At 71.7% G+C, this 17,863-nt stretch carries 18 protein-coding genes; 7 read left to right on the forward strand and 11 right to left on the reverse strand.

All coding sequences use genetic code 11. The annotated features are described in order from the left end of the window. Window positions 1-79: 79 nt before the first annotated feature. Window positions 80-664, reverse strand: a complete 585-nt coding sequence (locus AQJ27_RS25740) for an Rv1733c family protein (protein WP_067373358.1) — start codon at window positions 662-664, stop codon at window positions 80-82. A gap of 244 nt (window positions 665-908) precedes the next feature. Here AQJ27_RS25740 and AQJ27_RS25745 point away from each other — a divergent pair, with 244 nt between their 5' ends. Then, complete coding sequence (locus AQJ27_RS25745; protein WP_067373361.1) at window positions 909-1,742, forward strand: universal stress protein; 834 nt, start codon at window positions 909-911, stop codon at window positions 1,740-1,742. Between the two features lie 120 nt (window positions 1,743-1,862). Here AQJ27_RS25745 and AQJ27_RS25750 read toward each other — a convergent pair whose 3' ends face one another. Beyond that, window positions 1,863-2,618 carry a ferredoxin reductase gene (locus AQJ27_RS25750; RefSeq protein WP_067373365.1) on the reverse strand — a complete coding sequence of 252 codons (756 nt, stop codon included), beginning with the start codon at window positions 2,616-2,618 and terminating at the stop codon, window positions 1,863-1,865. 4 nt (window positions 2,619-2,622) lie between these two features. Beyond that, entirely contained in the window at window positions 2,623-3,228 is a 606-nt protein-coding gene (locus tag AQJ27_RS25755; RefSeq protein WP_067373367.1) for a sulfite oxidase-like oxidoreductase, read from the reverse strand. 240 nt (window positions 3,229-3,468) lie between these two features. Here AQJ27_RS25755 and AQJ27_RS25760 point away from each other — a divergent pair, with 240 nt between their 5' ends. Together AQJ27_RS25760 and AQJ27_RS25765 are read left to right on the forward strand one after the other, a co-directional pair. After that, window positions 3,469-4,389: an NADP-dependent oxidoreductase gene (locus AQJ27_RS25760; RefSeq protein ID WP_067373370.1), complete on the forward strand. Its 921-nt coding sequence runs from the start codon at window positions 3,469-3,471 to the stop codon at window positions 4,387-4,389. Then, a complete protein-coding gene (locus AQJ27_RS25765) occupies window positions 4,386-5,138 on the forward strand; it encodes a GNAT family N-acetyltransferase (RefSeq protein WP_067373374.1) in 753 nt (250 codons plus the stop codon). The genes AQJ27_RS25760 and AQJ27_RS25765 overlap by 4 nt, the downstream gene beginning before the upstream one ends. 30 nt (window positions 5,139-5,168) lie before the next feature. Here the strand turns inward: AQJ27_RS25765 and AQJ27_RS25770 are convergent, their stop codons facing one another. Then, window positions 5,169-5,585, reverse strand: a complete 417-nt coding sequence (locus AQJ27_RS25770; RefSeq protein WP_425275227.1) for a MarR family winged helix-turn-helix transcriptional regulator — start codon at window positions 5,583-5,585, stop codon at window positions 5,169-5,171. Window positions 5,586-5,891: 306 nt separating this feature from the next. On the opposite strand from AQJ27_RS25770, the gene AQJ27_RS25775 reads away from it, so the two are divergent. The 3 genes from AQJ27_RS25775 to AQJ27_RS25785 all read left to right on the forward strand — a co-directional run bounded on the left by AQJ27_RS25775 (window position 5,892) and on the right by AQJ27_RS25785 (window position 9,546). Continuing rightward, on the forward strand, window positions 5,892-6,677 hold the full coding sequence (locus AQJ27_RS25775; RefSeq protein WP_067373380.1) for a putative protein N(5)-glutamine methyltransferase: 786 nt from the start codon (window positions 5,892-5,894) through the stop codon (window positions 6,675-6,677). Between the two features lie 245 nt (window positions 6,678-6,922). Then, window positions 6,923-8,938, forward strand: a complete 2,016-nt coding sequence (locus tag AQJ27_RS25780; protein WP_067373383.1) for an NADPH-dependent 2,4-dienoyl-CoA reductase — start codon at window positions 6,923-6,925, stop codon at window positions 8,936-8,938. Window positions 8,939-9,003: 65 nt separating this feature from the next. Next, entirely contained in the window at window positions 9,004-9,546 is a 543-nt protein-coding gene (locus AQJ27_RS25785; RefSeq protein WP_067373386.1) for a PadR family transcriptional regulator, read from the forward strand. A gap of 79 nt (window positions 9,547-9,625) precedes the next feature. Here the strand turns inward: AQJ27_RS25785 and AQJ27_RS25790 are convergent, their stop codons facing one another. The 3 genes from AQJ27_RS25790 to AQJ27_RS25800 form a co-directional block, all read right to left on the reverse strand. Beyond that, window positions 9,626-10,201: a hypothetical protein gene (locus AQJ27_RS25790; protein WP_067373389.1), complete on the reverse strand. Its 576-nt coding sequence runs from the start codon at window positions 10,199-10,201 to the stop codon at window positions 9,626-9,628. 305 nt (window positions 10,202-10,506) lie between these two features. Continuing rightward, on the reverse strand, window positions 10,507-11,439 hold the full coding sequence (locus AQJ27_RS25795) for a LysR family transcriptional regulator (protein WP_067373393.1): 933 nt from the start codon (window positions 11,437-11,439) through the stop codon (window positions 10,507-10,509). A gap of 21 nt (window positions 11,440-11,460) precedes the next feature. Further along, window positions 11,461-12,462: a fibronectin type III domain-containing protein gene (locus AQJ27_RS25800; protein ID WP_067373396.1), complete on the reverse strand. Its 1,002-nt coding sequence runs from the start codon at window positions 12,460-12,462 to the stop codon at window positions 11,461-11,463. 435 nt (window positions 12,463-12,897) lie between these two features. Between AQJ27_RS25800 and AQJ27_RS25805 the strand changes: the two genes are divergently transcribed. Beyond that, window positions 12,898-13,596, forward strand: coding sequence for a glycoside hydrolase family 75 protein (locus AQJ27_RS25805; RefSeq protein ID WP_067373399.1), 699 nt, complete (start codon window positions 12,898-12,900; stop codon window positions 13,594-13,596). Between the two features lie 68 nt (window positions 13,597-13,664). Here AQJ27_RS25805 and AQJ27_RS25810 read toward each other — a convergent pair whose 3' ends face one another. The 4 genes from AQJ27_RS25810 to dhaK all read right to left on the reverse strand — a co-directional run bounded on the left by AQJ27_RS25810 (window position 13,665) and on the right by dhaK (window position 16,477). After that, on the reverse strand, window positions 13,665-14,402 hold the full coding sequence (locus tag AQJ27_RS25810) for an SDR family NAD(P)-dependent oxidoreductase (protein ID WP_067373401.1): 738 nt from the start codon (window positions 14,400-14,402) through the stop codon (window positions 13,665-13,667). Further along, window positions 14,399-14,824, reverse strand: a complete 426-nt coding sequence (locus tag AQJ27_RS25815) for a PTS-dependent dihydroxyacetone kinase phosphotransferase subunit DhaM (protein WP_067373404.1) — start codon at window positions 14,822-14,824, stop codon at window positions 14,399-14,401. Before AQJ27_RS25815 ends, AQJ27_RS25810 begins: the two co-directional genes overlap by 4 nt. After that, window positions 14,817-15,416, reverse strand: a complete 600-nt coding sequence (dhaL, locus tag AQJ27_RS25820; RefSeq protein WP_067373407.1) for a dihydroxyacetone kinase subunit DhaL — start codon at window positions 15,414-15,416, stop codon at window positions 14,817-14,819. The genes AQJ27_RS25815 and dhaL overlap by 8 nt, the downstream gene beginning before the upstream one ends. Window positions 15,417-15,484: 68 nt before the next feature. After that, on the reverse strand, window positions 15,485-16,477 hold the full coding sequence (gene dhaK / locus AQJ27_RS25825; RefSeq protein WP_067373409.1) for a dihydroxyacetone kinase subunit DhaK: 993 nt from the start codon (window positions 16,475-16,477) through the stop codon (window positions 15,485-15,487). Window positions 16,478-17,863 lie beyond the last annotated feature (1,386 nt).

Raw genomic sequence — 17,863 nt, forward strand, 5'->3', positions numbered from 1 at the left:
CGACACCGTAGGCACGTCCGCCGCCGGACCGCAGCACGGGGTGCGCGAAAAAGACGCGGGACGGGTGGTACCCCCGCCATCAAGCCGTGTGCCGTCGCCACTTGGGCCCCGTACGCGCCCACTCCCGCTCCCACTCGGCCAGACGGCGACGCACGGCGATCCGCCGTACGGCGAAGTGCCAGGCGAGCACGACGGCCACGACCCCCGCGGCGGTCGACACCCCCGTCGTCAGCGCGTGTTGCCAGACCGCGCCGGTACTCACCGGCGGACCGACGTTCCGGCCGCGCGCATCGAGCCAGACGGCGACGCGGTCGCCGCGCTGCCCGCCCGCGGGGACCAGGGCCTCACCGGTCCGGGGCCCCTTGCCCGGCTCGTTCCAGCGCACCTTCACCCGGAACGTGGGCAGCCTGGCACCCTGCGGCGAGGGCACCGCCGCGGGCGCGGTCTCGACGAGTACGGCGCTCACCCGCTGCCGCTCGGCGCGCTGTGTCGCCGCCCGTGCCTGTGCGCTGTCGTACCGCCACCACCCCACAGCGGCTCCGGCCAGCGGCGCACCGGCGAACAACAGCACGACGACGGCCAGTACCGTCCACGCCTCGACGACGTCCGAGCGGCGGCGCAGCGGATTGCGGCGCCAGCGCCAACCGCGTACCCGGGTACGCATCTTCACCTCCTCGCCTCCACGGCCTTGCCCGCGGAGGGCCGGACGGACCCCGTACCGGGACGATTCGGCTCACCCGGCGTGACTGATCCGCGCCTCCTGTGGAACCCGCGAACCACTCCGCGCAGCGAACAGGAGCCACCATGACCTGTGCCCATCCAGCAGCACTCGACGCGCACTGGCGCGTAACCGCCCCCCGCACGAAAGGCGGTTGCCCGCGGTCGCACCCTCAGGGAAGGCAGGAGCCATGAGCACCGACACGCGGACGATCACCGTGGGCATCGACGGCTCGCGACCCAGCCTGGCCGCGGCCGACTGGGCCGCCCGCGAGGCACAGCGCCGCCGGCTCCCCCTGCGGCTGCTGCACGCGGGGACCGAACCGGCCGTTTCCGGCGTCGACTTCGACATCGACGAGACCAACGAAATCGACGTTCCCGCCGGGTGCACCCGCGCCGCACTCGACCGGGCCGCCATCGAACTCTCCTACGCCCACCCGGCCTTGGACATCATCGCCCGCCGCACCGCGGCACCTGCGGTCCCGGCGCTGCTCGCCGCGGCCGTCGAGGCGGAGACGCTGGTCCTCGGCTCGCGCGGCCGTACGGGGAGCGCGGGATTCCCGGTCGGCTCGGTCGCCCTCGGCGTCGCGGCCCGCGCCGACCGCCCCGTCGTGCTGGTGCGCGCGGGCGAACTCCCCGAGGACGAACGGGTTCCCGTCGTCGACGGCTCACCGCCGAGTACGGCGCCCTACCTGCCGGTCGTCCTCGGACTCGATCCGGACGCCTCGGCCGACGACCTGATCGGCTACGCCTTCGACACGGCCGCCGTCCGCTCGGCGCCGCTGCACGTGGTGCACCCGTGGACCCTGCCCACCAGCACACTGCGGCCGTGGCGCCACAGGTTCCCCGGGACCACGGTCCGCGAGCACCGCGTCGACGGCGATCCCGGCCCCCGTCTGCTGGAGGCGTCCACGCGGGCCGGTCTGCTGGTCGTCGGGCGCCGCTCGGGCCGGGGCCCGGGCCGCGCCGCGCGGTCGCTGATCCGGCACGCCGACTGCCCGGTGGCGGTCGTTCCACACGACTGACCGGGTTCGACGGGCGAGGACGTCTGAGCCGACCCGGTTCGACGGGTGAGTATGTCTCGGCCGACCGGGTTCGACGGGTGAGGACGTCTCAGCCGACCGGTCTCGGCGGATGACTACGTCTCAGCCGAAGCGTTCGATACGAATGCGGTCCACCGGCTGCCCGGCCTCCACCAGCAGCCGCGAGGCGTGCTCCGCGAACCCGTTGGAGCCGCACACATAGGCCTCCCACCCACCGGGCGGCCGCTCGGCCAGCAGGGGCGCCAGATGCGCGGCCGCCAGCCGTCCCACGGCCATCCCCTCGGGGGCGGTGCGCGTGAAGACGGGCGTGGTCTCGGCGCCGTACTCCCGCGCGTAGATGAGCTCTTCGGGGCCGCGCGCGGAGACGACCAGCCGCAGCGGCACGTCCAGTGCGCGGGCCCGGTGGTGGCGCAGCATCGACATCAGCGGTACGACACCGGAGCCGGCGCCGACGAGCAGCGCGGGCCGGTCGCCGGGCCAGGCGAAGAACCCGCTGAGCGGGCCGCGCACCTCGACCGAGTCACCGGGCTTCGCCACCGTGTGGAACCAGCCGGAGACCTCGCCGCCCTCGACGTGGTCGAGGGTGAGTTCGATGTGCCCGGTGTCGTCGGGCGGTGACGCGAGGGAGTAGTGACGCTGCGCCACGTACCCGTCCCCGGCGGTCAGCCGCAGCATCAGGTGCTGTCCGGGCAGATGCCCCGTCCACTCCGGCACCGCGAACCGGAAGGTGGTGGCGGCCGGTGTCTCCCGGCGGATCTCGGTGAGCGTGGCGGTCTGCCAGGTGGCGGCGGCCCGGTTGCTCACCGCGATCCGCCCGGGCACGGCGAACCGGGTGGGCGGTACGAACGTGTCGGTCATCGTCTCAGTCACCGGAGTAGCGCTGTTCTTCCCAGGGGTTGCCGCGTGCGTGGTAGCCGTTCTGCTCCCAGAAGCCCGGCTCGTCGTGGTCGAGGAGCCTGAGGCCCGCGATCCACTTGGCGCTCTTCCAGAAGTACAGGTGCGGCACGATCAGCCGCGCCGGGCCGCCGTGTTCGGCGGGCAGCGGCTTCCCCTCGTACTCCCAGACGATCCAGGCACGACCGCCGGTGATGTCGGCGAGCGGGAGGTTCGTGGTGTACCCGGTGTGCGAGTAGGCGACCACGTGGGTGGCGGACACGTCCGGGCGCACGGTGTCCAGGAACGCGTCCAGGGAGACACCCCCGAAACGCACCCCGAACTTCGACCAGCTCGTCACACAGTGGATGTCGCCCTCGTACGCCGAGGCGGGCAGCCCGTGCGCCTGCTCCCAGGTCCAGGTACGCGGCTCGGCCACCAGCCCGTCGACCCGGAAGGTCCAGTCGGCGGGCGCCAGGTCGGGGGTGACCTCGGCGGACAGGACGGGCCAGTCGTCGCCCGCGTCGTACTGGCCGGGCGGCAGTCCGGCGTTGTCGACGCGGGGGCGCCCGGTGAAGGCTCGGGTGACGTTCATGGCGGTGGTGCCTCCAGGCCGTCGGGTACGGCGGCCCGTGGATCGAGCGTGATCGGTGCTTACATGTTCAACCGTACGTGGCGGTTCAACCGTACGTGGCCGCGGGCCGTGCTCCGGGCCCGGGCGGGATCTCGATCATTGCGGCCGTATGAACTCTCCCGGGGCCCGGGAATAGCCGCGCCGTGATCTTCCTTGCCGATAGTGCCGCCCGCGGTGCGGCGGAGGAGAGCGAGGAAGCAGATGCCCAAGGCGTACGTCTTCACCCGGTACGGCGGACCGGAGACCGAGGCCCTGGTGGAGCAGGACCGGCCGAGCCCGGGCCCCGGCCAGGTACTCGTGGCGGTCCGCGCGGCGGGTGTGAACCCCGTCGACTGGAAGCAGCGGACGGGATACGCCCGCCCCGGCGGCGGGGCACGCGAGCTTCCCGCCGTCCTCGGCAACGAGGTCGCGGGCGTCGTCGAGGAGCTCGGTCCCGACGTGACCGGGTTCACCGTGGGGGACGAGGTCTTCGGCAGTGCGGTGGCCGGCGGATACGCCGAGTACGCCCTGCTGCCGACCGCGGTCACCGCCCACAAGCCCGCCGCGCTCTCCTTCACCGACGCGGCGGCCCTGCCCGTCGCCGCGGCGACCGCGTACGACGGGATCCACCAGCTCGGCCTGCTCTCCGGCGCGACCGTGCTGATCACCGGTGCGGGCGGTGGCGTCGGTGTCGCGGCCACGCAGATCGCACGCGCCCTCGGGCTCACCGTGGTCGGCGTCGCGAGCGAGGGCAAGAAGGACTTCGTCGAGGAGCTCGGGGCCGTGCACGTCCCGTCGGGACCGGATCTGGCCGAGCGGGTGCGGGCCGTCGCGCCGGACGGGGTGGACGCCGTCTTCGACCTGGTCGGGGGTGAGGTGCTGGAAGCCGCGGCGACCTTGCTGGACGACCGTACGAAGCTGATCACCGGCGCCGACCGGGAGACGGTCGCCCGGCTCGGGGGAGGACCCGTCGAACGCGCCCGCACCGCAGCCGTCCTCGACGAGGTGGCGCGCCTGGTGGCCGACGGCCGGCTGAGGCCCTTCGTGACGGGGACCTTCCCCCTCGACCGGGCCGCCGAGGCGCTGCGCACGGTCGAGGAAGGCCACGTCCGCGGCAAGATCGTGATCGAGGTCGCCCGATGAGCGCCCGTCGCGTCACGATCCCCCGTCCGCCGACTGGAGCCACGCACCCGCTGGACAACCCGGCCCTCGCCTCGCTGACCGGCCCGCACGCCCACTTCGCCGAACGCCGGGGCCGTGTCCTGCGCTATCGCGTCGACGTGTCGCCGTGGCTGGCGCTGCCCGACGATCCGACCGATGACGACTGGGCGGACGTCGCCGCCCTCGTCGGCCCCGGCGCCGAGGTACCGCTGGCCGGCTACGTCGGACCGACCCCGGAGGGCTGGGAGGTGACCTTCAGCCTGGACGGCGTCCAGCTTGTCGACGACGGACTCGCCGCGGCGCCGGACGCCGAGGCGGTGCGGCTCGGCCCCGCCGACGTACCCGAGATGCTGGACCTGGTGGAGCGCACCAGGCCCGGTCCCTTCCTGCCACGCACCGTCGAGCTCGGCACCTATCTCGGCATCCGGCGCGGCGGCGCGCTGATCGCCATGGCGGGGGAGCGGCTGCACCCGCCGGGCTGGACCGAGATCAGCGCGGTCTGCACCGACCCGGACTTCCGTGGCGAGGGGCTCGCCTCCCGCCTGATCCTGGCCGTGGCGCACGGCATCCGCGAACGCGGCGAGACCCCCTTCCTGCACACCGCCGGGAGCAACACCAACGCCATCCGGCTCTACGAGTCCCTGGGCTTCAAGCTGCGCCGCAGCACGCGGTTCATGGCGGCACGGGTTCCGGAGCACCTGACGGACGGCCAAGCCGCGGGGGTTCGTTGACGGCCCCCGAAGGCCTCCGGCGGTGAAGCCTCAGCTCCCGGAGGCCTGCGCGGCGGGCGGTGCTCCGGCCGCCGCCGTGTTGTACCGCACCAGGTAGGCGGCGAACCGCTCCAGGTCCGCCGCCGGCCAGTCCGCGAGCCGCTCACGGAACGCGATCCGGCGGCTCTCGGTGACCTGGGCGAGGATCCGGGTGCCCGCCTCCGTCAGCCGCAGCACCTGCACCCGGTGGTCCTCGGGGTCGACTTGGCGTTCGATGAGTCCGGCCCGCTCCAGCGCCGTCACCTGCCGGCTCACCGTGGACTTGTCCAACGCGTAGTGCGCCGCGAGGTCGGTGGCACGACAGCCGCCGCTCTCCTCCAGATGACCCAGCAGGGTGTACGAGACCAACGACAGCTCCGGATGCATACGCCCCGCCGAGGCCCGGGCGCGGCGGGCGAAGGCCGTCATCTCACGCTGGATGGTCTCGACGGACGCGTCGGCTGCATTCACGGGAGCTCCTTCCTCTCTAGTTGCATAGTACAACTTGGCGGTCCGTGACCGGCGCGAGGAGAGGGAGCGCCTCCATCGCCGTCCGGCCGTTCCTGTAAGGTGACCGTCCTGGCTGCGGACCACCCCAGCCCGGGAGTTGCCGAGGAGGTGAGACCCATTACCGCTGTGTCAGGTCGGGTGCTCTCACCTCAGGACCCTGCGGATCGCCACCTGTAGGTGACCGCGAGAGCGCCCTTCGGCTCACCGAAAGGCTTCTCGGCTCTCATGCCCCCTCTTTTCGATTCCGTTGTCGCCGCGCTCCGCTCCGCGGGCTGTGTCTTCGCCGAGGACGAGGCGGAGTTGATCCTCTCCACCGCACGCACCCCGGACGAGGTCACCGCCATGGTGGACCGGCGCGTCTCGGGACTCCCGCTCGAACACGTCCTCGGCTGGGCCGGGTTCCACGGCCTGCGCATCGTCGTCGAGCCGGGCGTCTTCGTACCCCGCCGCCGCACGGAGTTCCTCGTCGACCAGGCCGTGACTCGCGCGCGCGGCGCCGCCCTCGTCGTGGACCTGTGCTGCGGCTCCGGCGCGGTGGGTGCCGCACTGGCCGCCGCCCTCGGCGGGCCCGAACTGCACGCCGCGGACATCGACCCCGCCGCCGTGCGCTGCGCGCGCCGCAACGTCGCACTCTTCGGCGGGCACGTCCACCAGGGCGACCTGTTCGAGGCCCTGCCCGAGGCGCTGCGCGGCCGCGTCGACGTCCTCACCGCCAACGTGCCGTACGTACCCACGCACGAGGTCGGCCTGCTGCCGCCGGAAGCCCGCGACCACGAACCGCTCGTCGCCCTCGACGGCGGCGCGGACGGCCTCGACGTCCTGCGCCGCGTCACCGCCGAGGCGCCCCGCTGGCTGGCCCCGGGCGGCTGCCTCCTGGTCGAGACCAGCGAGCGCCAGGCACCCGCGGCCGTCGAGGCCTTCGCCCGCGGCGGCCTGACCGCCACGCTGGCCGTCTCCGACGAGCTGTACGCGAACGTGGTGATCGGCACCAGGCCCTCGCGGGCGGCCTGACCTGCGAGGCGGGCTCGGCGAGCGTCCGGGCCCGCCCGTCGCCACGGAGCGGGCCCGGACATTGCCGCAGAGCGGGCCCGGACGTTGCCACGGAGCGGGGTCGGCCCTCATCGCGGAGCTGGGTCGGCCGTCGTCACAGAGCGGGGTCGGCCCTCGTCGAGTGACCTCCATCATTGTGCAACTAGTTGCATAAGGCGTTGTCCGTCGTCTACAACAGACACACGACACCGCGCACGGAGGTCCCGATGAGCCGTTACCCGCACCTGATGAACCCGCTCGACCTGGGCTTCACCACGCTGCCCAACCGCGTGCTCATGGGCTCCATGCACGTGGGCCTGGAAGAGGCCGAGCGCGGCTTCGAGCGCATGGCGGAGTTCTACGCGACCCGGGCCCGCGGCGGCGTCGGTCTCATCGTCACCGGCGGCATCGCGCCCAACGACGCGGGACGGCCGTACGAGGGCGGCGCGAAGCTGACCACCGAGGCGGAGGCCGAGCAGCACACGGAGATCACCGCCGCGGTGCACCGCGAGGGCGGGAAGATCGCCATGCAGATCCTGCACTTCGGGCGCTACGCCTACCACCAGGACCTGGTCGCCCCGAGCGCCCTGCAGGCCCCCATCAGCCCCTTCCCGCCGCACGCGCTCACCGACGCCGAGGTCGAGCGGACCATCGACGACTACGCCCGCGCCGCCGAGCTCGCGCAGCGGGCCGGGTACGACGGCGTCGAGATCATGGGCTCCGAGGGCTATCTGATCAACGAGTTCATCGCCGCCCAGACCAACAAACGCGAGGACCGCTGGGGCGGCTCGTACGAGAACCGCATGCGCCTCCCCGTCGAGATCGTGCGGCGTGTGCGCGAGGCCGTCGGCGAGAACTTCATCATCATCTACCGGCTCTCCATGCTGGACCTGGTGCCGGGCGGCTCCACCCTGGACGAGGTGATCACGCTCGCCCGGGCCGTCGAGGCGGCCGGAGCGACGATCATCAACACCGGCATCGGCTGGCACGAGGCCCGTATCCCCACCATCGCGACCTCCGTGCCCCGCGGCGCCTACACCTGGGTGACCAAGAAGGTCATGGGCGCGGTCTCCATCCCCCTGGTGACCACCAACCGCATCAACACCCCCGAACTCGCCGAGCAGTTGCTCGCCGACGGCCACGCCGACATGGTGTCGCTGGCCCGGCCGATGCTCGCCGACCCCGACTTCGTGGCCAAGGCGGCGGCCGGGCGGCCGGAGGCCATCAACACCTGCATCGGCTGCAACCAGGCCTGCCTCGACCACACCTTCAGCGGGAAGATCACCTCCTGCCTGGTTAACCCGCGCGCCTGCCACGAGACGGAGCTCGTCCTCGCCCCGACCCGGCTGCGCAAGCGCGTCGCCGTGGTCGGCGCCGGGCCCGCCGGCCTGGCCTGCGCGGTCTCCGCGGCCGAACGCGGCCACGACGTCACCCTCTACGACGCCGCGAGCGAGATCGGCGGCCAGCTCAACGTGGCCCGCAAGGTCCCCGGCAAGCAGGAGTTCGACGAGACGATCCGCTACTTCCGCACCCAGCTCGAACTGCACGGCGTGGACGTCCGGTTGAACACCCGCGTCGCCGCCGAGGACGTCTCCGCCTACGACGAGATCGTGGTCGCCACCGGCGTCGCCCCGCGCACCCCCGAGATCCCCGGAGTCGACCACCCCAGCGTCCTCGGCTACCTCGACGTCCTGCGCGACGGCGCCCCCGTCGGCGACCGGGTCGCGATCCTCGGCGCCGGCGGCATCGGCTTCGACGTCGCCGAGTACCTGACCGACGGCGGCGACAAGGCGAGCGAGGACCCGGCGACGTACTTCCGCCACTGGGGCGTCGACATGGACTACCAGGCACCCGGCGGCCTCGCCGCACCCGAGCGCCCCGCCCCGCCCCGCACGGTCCACCTCCTCCAGCGCAAGGCCTCCAAGGTCGGCGCCGGACTCGGCAAGACCACCGGCTGGATCCACCGCACCGAACTCAAGCACCGGGGCGTCACCATGGTCCCGGGCGTCCAGTACGACCGGATCGACGACGCCGGACTGCACGTCACCGTCGAGGGCCACAGCCAGGTCCTGGAGGTCGACACCGTCGTACTGTGCACCGGCCAGGAGCCGCGCCGCGACCTGTACGAGGAACTGTCCGCGGCGGGACGCAGCGTGCACCTCATCGGCGGTGCCGACGTGGCCGCCGAGCTGGACGCCAAGCGCGCCATCAAGCAGGGCACGGAGCTGGCGGCGGCGCTGTGACCGGCCGAGCCGCGGCCGGAGCGGTCGCGCCCGGGGCCTCGGTCCGTCATCCCTAGGATGACCCCATGTCACTCCCGCACGCGATCCTCACCGCCCTGCTCGAGAAGCCGTCGTCGGGTCTCGAACTGACCCGGAGGTTCGACAAGTCGATCGGCTACTTCTGGTCGGCGACGCATCAGCAGATCTATCGCGAGCTGGGAAGACTGGAGTCCGAGGGCTACATCCGCGCCCTGCCGTCCGAACAGCCGGCCCGGGGACAGAAGAAGAGCTACGAGGTGCTGCCGGCGGGCCGCGACGAACTGGCCCGCTGGACCTCCGCGTCCCAGGACCCGAAGCCCATGCGGGACACGATGCTGCTGCGGCTGCGCGCCTCGGCCGTCGTCGGCACCGCGGGCATCGCGACGGACCTGCGCCGCCATCTCGACCTGCACCAAAGGCAGTTGGCCGAGTACGAGGAGATCCAGAAGCGCGACTTCCCGCCCGGCAAGGACGCTCCCCAGGACCGGCTGCGGCATCTGGTGCTGCGTGCCGGGATCGACCTGGAGACCTTCTGGACCCAGTGGCTGACCCATGCACTGGACGAGTTCGAGCACCTCGACGAGCAGTAGGGGCCGGCCTCTCGACCGGAGTCGGCCGTCCAACGGACCGTAGTCGGACGGACGGCCACCGGTGCGACGGGCCCCGGGATCAGAGCCGGTGGGGCTTGGCCCGGCGGCGCAGGTACCAGGCGGTTGCCACGACGCCCGACGCCACCAGCGCGCCACCGCCCACCAGCGTGGCGGTCCTGTAGTCCTTGGTGGACCCGCCGAGACCGCCCAACACGCCGAGCGACGGCGAGGAGGGCACGGAGGGCAAGGAGGTCGAGGAGATCCTGGGGGTCTTGGTGACCTTGGGGACCGCGCTGGTCGAGACGATGACGGACTGCGTACCGGCCGTCGTCCCGTCCTGGCAGACCACGATGACGGTATAGGTGCCGGCGCTGACGTTGGACCAGACCGCCGACTGAGTGGCGCTCGTTCCGGACAACGGCATCTGGCGGCCTTGGGAGAAGTTCAGCTGCCCATTGGCGAGCAGCGAGGCGTTGCCGAAACTGCTGCCGTTGCTCGGGCAGGAATTGGTGGTGACCGAGACGCTGGACCCGCTGGTGCTCACCGAGATCCCCGAACCGAAGGCGGCGGCCGACGGAGCGGTCAGGGTGAGCGGAAGCGCAGCGACGGCGGCCACGGTCAGGCCGGAGCGGAGAGATATCTGAGAAGTACGCATAGGACTGCCCTCCAGCGGCACGGTTGGCGGTACATCCCATGCGCCGCCGAGGATTGGAAAGGCCCGTGCTGCCTCAGGGAGAGCCAATGCGCCTCCGGCTCGGGGCGCACGTGGACGGGGACCGGGTAGGTGACGAATTCGTTCGTCCGGCGGATGGATCCCGCGTTTCGCTGGTGATTCTCTCCGTGCGGATGACAGCTGACGGGTAGCGGATAACGGGTAACAGATGACGGGTAACAGATGACGGATGACGATATCTGTCATCTGTCATCTGCCATCTGCTGTCTCTCGTCTGTCATCCGTCATCACCACGTGCGACCCGCCTGCAGCAGCCGCTCTCGCACAACCGCCACATGCGGGTTGTCCGACGAGCCCGGCCGCTGGGTGAGGTACCCGGTGTTGATGGGCGGTTCCTCGGGGGACAGCAGGGGCACCAGGGCACCGGAGGCCAGTGCGTCGAGGCACAGATAGCGGGGGAGCACGGTGATCCCGGCGCCCGCGATCACCGCGGCCAGCACGCCCCGCAGGTCGGGCACCGTGATGGATGCCTGGCCGGTCAGCCGTACGCCGAACACATGCCGCCAGTAGCGCCGGGCGATGGGCAGATCCTCGGCGTACGTCACCAGGGGTGCGCCGTGCAGTGCGGCGGGCCCCTCGGTCGCCACTCGGGCCGGGTCGATGCGCTCGGCCCACGACGGGGCGGCGACGAGCACGAACTCCTCGTCCATCAGCGGCACGGCGGTCAGGGTGCGACCGCGCGGCCGGGTCGTGGCGATGACCAGGTCGAAGCGGCCGCCGCGCAGCCCGTCCAGCAGCTCGTCGGTGAGGCCGGGAGTGACGCGCAGACGTACGCCCCGTGCGGTCAGCGGCGCCAGCGCAGGCAGGACGCGTGTGCACAGCAGCTCGGCCGGGCCCGCCAGGTGCACCGGGTCCGGCGGCTGGTCGGCGCCGGTTCCGCGGCGGTCCGCGACCGCCGCGAGCGCGTCCAGGGGTGCGGCGACCTCCGAGGCGAGTTCGTCCGCCACCGACGTGGGCACCACGCCCCGTGGCTGCCGTTCGAACAGCTCCCGTCCCAGTTGCTCCTCCAGTGACCGCATCTGTGTCGTCACCGTCGGCTGGGACAGACCGAGCAGCCGTGCGGCCGCCGTGAACGACCCCGCGCGGTGCACGGCGAGGAAGGTGCGCAGCAGGGAGATGTCCAGGGGAGCCGTAGAGGCATCGGGTTCACTATGGGGCACAGGGGTGAGCCTACGGTTCGCCTATTTCGGGGTGTCCGTGTTCCCACCCGTGGCGGAGCCCGTCGTCACCGTCCGTTCCGCCGAGAACCCGCCCCAGGTGCCGTCCGGCAGCTTCGCCCTGATCCGCACCCGGTAGGCGACCCCGGCCTCCCGTCCCACGTAGAAGCTGTAGGTGGCCCTGCCGCTGGGCGGTGTGCCGCCCCAGACGAGTGAGGTCGCCTGTCGGCCGTCCAGGTCGATCCGGTACTCCGTGATCACCCCGTCCGTCCGCGGCGGCAGCCAGGACAGGTCGAGGTAGTACGCCCCGTCCGTGCGGTGGGAAGTCGCGCGGAACCCGGTCGGCGCGGTGCCGCGGCCGTCGTCCGCGCCCGGCGCGGTGGTGAGCCGGACGACGGCGCTCGCGGGGGAGAGGTTGTCCGCCGCGTCGCGGGCTCGCACGGTGAAGGCGTACGCGGTGCCGGGCCTCAGCCCGGTGACGACGGTCGCCGTCTGTCCGCCGCCCACGCTGTGGATCTTCGAGCCGCCCTGGTAGACGTCGTACGAGACCACGCCCCGGGCGTCCGTCGACGCCGACCACTCCAGCTGGGCCGCCCGGCTTCCGACCGCCCTGCCGTGGGGGCGTTCGGGGCGGGTCGGGGGCGTGCGGTCGGCGGCGGCCGCGACCGGAGTGGTGGCGCGCACCGGCTCGCTGGGCGGTCCGGGGTTCCCGTCGGCGTCCAGGGCCCGGACAGTGAAGACGTACTTCGTGGACGGGGCCAGTCGGGTGACGTCCACCATGTGTTCGTCGGCGGGCACCCGCTCGACCCGTGTGGTGCCGCGGTACACCTCGTAGCCGGTGACCTTCACTTCCCCGGAGACGCTGTTCCACATGACGTGCACGGTGGTCGCGCTGCCCGCCGTCGCGGTGACTCCCATCGGGGCCGGGGGCAGCCGCTCACCCCCGCCGTCGGCTCCCGCACCTCCCCCGCACGCGGTGAGCACGAGCAGCGAGCCGCAGATCAACCCAAGGGAAACGCGTCGCACCGGCCTGCCTTCCCTCGACGGGATTGGTCTGTACCTATAAGACACGGCTGACGCGGCCACATCAAGGGGGCGGTGGCCGTTCGTCGGACCGTCCTCGGGCTACGTATGCTGATGCCTGACGCGGTATGAACTCACCCTCTCGACAGGGGAGTTCGTGCCCACGGCGCGGACCGCTGTCGTCGCTGATGCCGCGCCGGCGAGGGCGGTCGAGAGGCCCGGGTCCACCACGGCTCGGGCTCTCGGCCGCAATGCACCCGCCGAATCCGCCGGGCCCCCGCCGAATCCACCAGGCCCCCGCCGATCTGCCGTGTACCCGCCGTGCCGCCGTCGGGCCCGCCGTGCGCCGTCCGGCCCCATCCCAGTGGACGCATCGTCTGAAACACGCCAAATTTTGCCGAACGACCGTCAATATCCCCCAGGAGAGGGTCTTTTATCGTGCGTGTTCAGTCGCTGACGCTGGCTGCGGCCAGCGTGGCCCTGCTCTCTCCCGCCCCGTTTCCCGCCCCGTTTCCTGCCGCCCGTCCGAGCCCGCCCGTGGCGGTGCGGGAGGGGAAGGTGCGCGCCGCCGATCTGCTCGCCAAGGTCCGTGACTGCGTGCCCGTCTCGAAGGGGCGCTATCGCTCCGACGACGGCAGCAGCGCCGAGATTCCCGTCTGCGGCACGCGGGGCGCGGTGTTCTGGAAGGCGGACATGGACATCGACTGCGACGGCCGCCCCGGTCTCGTGTGCAACGGGCGGAACGACCCGCTCTTCTCCGGGACCACCGCGTATCAGCAGTCCGACGGGCGGTACCTGAGCGCCGAGACCCTCCCGTACGTCGTGGTGCCCACACCCAGTGGTATCTGGGACCACCGCGTCCACGGCATCCGAGGCGGCTCGGTGGTCGCGGTGATCTACCAGGACCGGGTCCAGTACGCGGTGGTGGGCGACACCGGACCGCACGGAATCATCGGCGAGGCCTCCTACGCCACCGCCAAGGCGCTCGGCATCCGCCCCGACCCGCACGGTGGCGGGACGAGTTCCGGAGTCACCTACATCGCGTTCAAGGACTCCCAGGTGTCGCCCATCGAGGATCACGCGGCAGCCGTGACGGCGGGTGAGCGACTGGCCCAGGAGTTCGTGCGCGGCGGCTGAGCGGCGGCGGTGTCGGTTCCATCAGGTGCGATTCCATCGAGGGCGGTTCCCCCAGGGGCGCAAGGCCGTCAGACCGCCGACCAGCCGTTGTCGACGGGCAGGATCGCGCCGTTGATGTTGCTCGCCGCGTCGGAGGCGAGGAACAGGATGGCGGCGGCCTGCTCCTCGGCCTCGGCCGCGGTGCCCACCTTGCCCATGTACGAGGCGAGGACCCGCGGGCCGAGAGCGTCGCGGTCGGCGTCCACGGTGATGGCGGTCTTCGTGCCGCCGGGGGCGATGGCGTCGGCCCGGATGCCCTTGTCGCGGTACGTCACGGCCAGGGACTTGGTGAGCCCCGCGATGCCGTGCTTCGAGGCGGTGTACGCGGCGCCGGCGGCGCTGCCGCGCAGGCTCGCCTCGGAGGCGGTGTTCACGATGGCGCCCTTGCCCGCTTCCAGCATGTGCGGGAGCACCGCCCGGGTGAGCAGGAAGGGAGCGGTGAGATTGACCCGGATGACCCGCTCCCACTCCGCGTCGCCGACCTCACCGACCGCCGACATGCGGTCCATGATCCCGGCGTTGTCGACCAGTACGTCCACCCTGCCGAACTGCTCCACGGCGGTCGCGGTCACCTGGTCGACCACGGACTGCTCGCTCAGGTCGCCCGTCACGGCCACGGCGGCGCCACCGGCCGCCGCTATCTCCTCGACGACCTTCTCGGCGCCCTCGACGTTGAGGTCGGCCACCAGGACCCGGGCACCCTCCGCGGCGAAGGCCCAGGGCGGTGGCCCGCGGCCGCACTCACACGCTCCAGCCCCTGCTCTCACACCTTCCGGTAGGTGTACGCCTCCGCGGCCGCCGCCTCGACCGCCGCGAGGTCGGCTCCCGTCGAGGCCGTGACGACCGCGGCCACCGCGCCCTCGACGAAGGGCGCGTCCACCAGACGGCTGTTGTCGGGGAGCTCGTCCCCCTCCGCCAGCAGGGCCTTCACGGTGAGGACCGCGCTGCCCAGGTCGGTGAGCACGGCGACTCCGGCGCCGCGGTCCACCGAGGCGGCCGCCGCGGAGATCAGCTCGGCGCTGGTGCCGAGACCGCCGTCCACCGTGCCGCCGGCCGCGGCGACGGGAGCGGTCGTGTCGCCGCCCGCGAGTCCCGTCGCCAGCTCGGCGACCGAGGCGGCGACGGCGGCGCTGTGGGAGACCAGCACGATGCCGACGAACTGGTTCGTGCTGCCCGGGGATTCACTCATCGCGGGCCTCCACGAGCGCGCCGATCAGCAGGGACGAGGACGTGGCACCCGGATCCTGGTGCCCGATGCTGCGCTCGCCCAGATAGCTGGCCCGGCCCTTGCGGGCCTGGAGCGGAGTCGTCGCGACGGCGCCCTCCTCGGCGGCCGTCTTCGCCGCGGCGAAGGACTCGGCGAGCGCGTCCACCGCGGGCACCAGCGCGTCGATCATGGTCTTGTCGCCGGGCGCGGCTCCGCCCAGCGCCATCACCGCGTCCACGCCCTCGCGCAACGCGTCCGCGAACTGTTCCTCGGTGACCTCCGCGGCGTCCCCGAGGGCCTTGCCCGTACGACGGAGCAGGGTGCCGTACAAGGGCCCCGACGCGCCGCCGACCGTGGAGATCAGCCGGCGTCCGGCGAGGGTGAGTACGGCGCCGGGGGTGTCCGGCGCCTCCTTCTCCAGCGTGGTCACCACGCCGGTGAAGCCGCGCTGCAGATTGCTGCCGTGGTCGGCGTCGCCGATCGGCGAGTCCAGAGCGGTGAGCCGCTCCGCCTCGCGGTCCACGGACGCGGCGGTCGCCGTCATCCAACGGCGGAAGAACTCGGCGTCGAGCACAGAATCTCCTTGCGTGGTACGAACGTTGACCAGGCGGGAGGGCGACATCATGCCGATGCCGCCGGGGTTCACACGCCCCAGCGCAACGCGGGCGTCTTCACCGGCGCGTCCCACAGCCGCAGCAGCTCCTCGTCCACCTGGCACAGCGTCACCGAGGCGCCCGCCATGTCCAGCGAGGTGACGTAGTTCCCGATCAGCGTGCGTGCCACGGGCACCCCGCGCTCGGTGAGCACCCGGTTCACCTCCGCGTAGAACCCGTACAGCTCCAGGAGCGGCGTCGCGCCCATGCCGTTGACCAGCAGCAGGACGGGATTGCGCGGGTTCAGGTCCTCCAGGATCGCGTGGACCGAGAAGTCGGCGATCTCGTGCGAGGTCATCATCGCGCGCCGCTCCCGGCCCGGCTCGCCGTGGATGCCGACGCCGAGCTCCAGCTCCCCCGGCGGGAGGTCGAAGGTGGGGCTGCCCTTGGCCGGCGTGGTGCAGGCGCTCAGCGCGACACCGAAGCTGCGGGAGTTCTCGTTGACCTGCCGGGCCAGCGCCTGCACCCGATCCAGCGGCGCGCCCTCCTCGGCCGCGGCGCCCGCGATCTTCTCCACGAACAGGGTCGCGCCGGTGCCGCGCCGTCCGGCGGTGTACAGACTGTCGGTGACGGCGACGTCGTCATTGACGAGGACCTTCGCCACCTGGATGCCCTCGTCCTCGGCGAGCTCGGCCGCCATGTCGAAGTTGAGCACGTCCCCCGTGTAGTTCTTCACGATGAACAGCACGCCCGCGCCGCTGTTCACGGCCGCCGCCGCGCGCAGCATCTGGTCCGGCACCGGTGACGTGAAGACCTCGCCCGGACAGGCCGCCGTCAGCATTCCGGGGCCCACGAAACCACCGTGCAGCGGTTCGTGCCCCGACCCGCCGCCGGAGACGAGTCCCACCCTGCCGGGCACCGGGGCGTCCCGCCGTACGATCACCCGGTTGTCCACATCCACCGTCAGCTCGGGATGCGCGGCCGCCATACCCCGCAGCGCGTCCGCGACCACCGTCTCCGCCACGTTGATGAGCATCTTCATGGGTACCTCCTGGTGAGACTAAAAGGTGAGCCTCTGACCTCTGTTTTTGCAGGTCAGACCACGTTGGGTTGGCAAATGATCTTGGCGGTTCGCGCTGGTCTGAAGTGGGTTCCGGCGGTACTGATGCTGACCTGGTGCCGACTTCGGTGACAGGGTGTCAGATATAGCTGACATGCATACGGATCGACCCGAGAAGCCTGCTCCGGGAAGTGTCGACGCCGGGGATGCGGTGATCATCTGTGCGGATGAAAACGGGCACGTCTGCGGCTGTCTGGCTGCCGGGCGAAATCCGGCCTTAGGGCGGACTGCAGAGACACTGTCTGGCCGAATGTTCATCGGAGGCGTGGAGGGCTCCGGCGCGGTAGTAAGCACTTCGTGTCTCGATCCCAGACTCGGGCGTGTTCCCCATTCCATGCGGGCCTGGTGGTGGAGAAGTCTGTTGCGGCCCGCTGAACCGAGCATCCCCGAAATTCTGGCTGGCTGCCAGATGTCGTGAAGGAGGTCGGAGGGTGGAGCGGCTGCAGCCCTGGCGGGGTCGCATTCGGTGGTGGGACTGTCGTGCGGTGGAACTTCAGCGGGCGTTCCCAACAGGACATCGAGCAGGGCCGACAGGACTGGCCGGAGGGACTCGCTCGGCGATGTGCGCGGCGATGACGGCACTCCCTGTCCGCTCCCGAACTCCCGTCGCCGAAACCATCCGGGCAGATCGCAGACCGTCGGACCCTCGACGCTTGCGCGTAGATCGCTCGCCGAGACACGACTCAGATGCATCAGCTGCCCCCGAGGTATCAAAGAGCACGTCGTCGATCATCATTCCGTCCTGTGCCGACGAAGATTTGGCACTTCCGATCAGAACCGGCGAGCGTGTGGGAGTGACGCTTGGCGCGGTGCCATCGACGTTGGCTCGAATCCGCGACCCTTGCCGGCGGAACTGCGGAGCGCATTCTGCGAGCTCTTCCGAGTGCGCGCGGTGACCGTAAGCGGTACTTTTCGGAGCCGCCAGCAGATTCTTCGTCTGCTGGCGGTACAGCAGTTGCACCCAAGCTGACCAGCGGAAGCAGTAGATGGTGCGGCTCTCTGGCGGGGGCTGGTCCGGAAATGGTCCGGATCTTGGTCCGTATCGGCTTGCGCAATGTGCTGCTGGGGGGCCTTCTCGGACCAGTGCTGTGATCGGCAGTGCGACGAGCTGGATTCCGCCGGGGACCTCCCCCGTTTGCCGAGCGCGGCCGCCGGGTTCAGACGTTCAGGCGGCGCCGGGCAGGCCGTTGAGGAAGTCGGTCGCCTTGTGGCCTTCGGCGGTCAATGAGTCGCAGCGGAACCGTTCGGACGCTGTGGAGGCGGAGGCAGGAGCGGCAGCGAGGAGCGCGGCGGCGCCAACCCCGGGGG

Origin of the sequence: Streptomyces olivochromogenes (assembly GCF_001514115.1) — a bacterium.
Taxonomy (GTDB): domain Bacteria; phylum Actinomycetota; class Actinomycetes; order Streptomycetales; family Streptomycetaceae; genus Streptomyces; species Streptomyces olivochromogenes.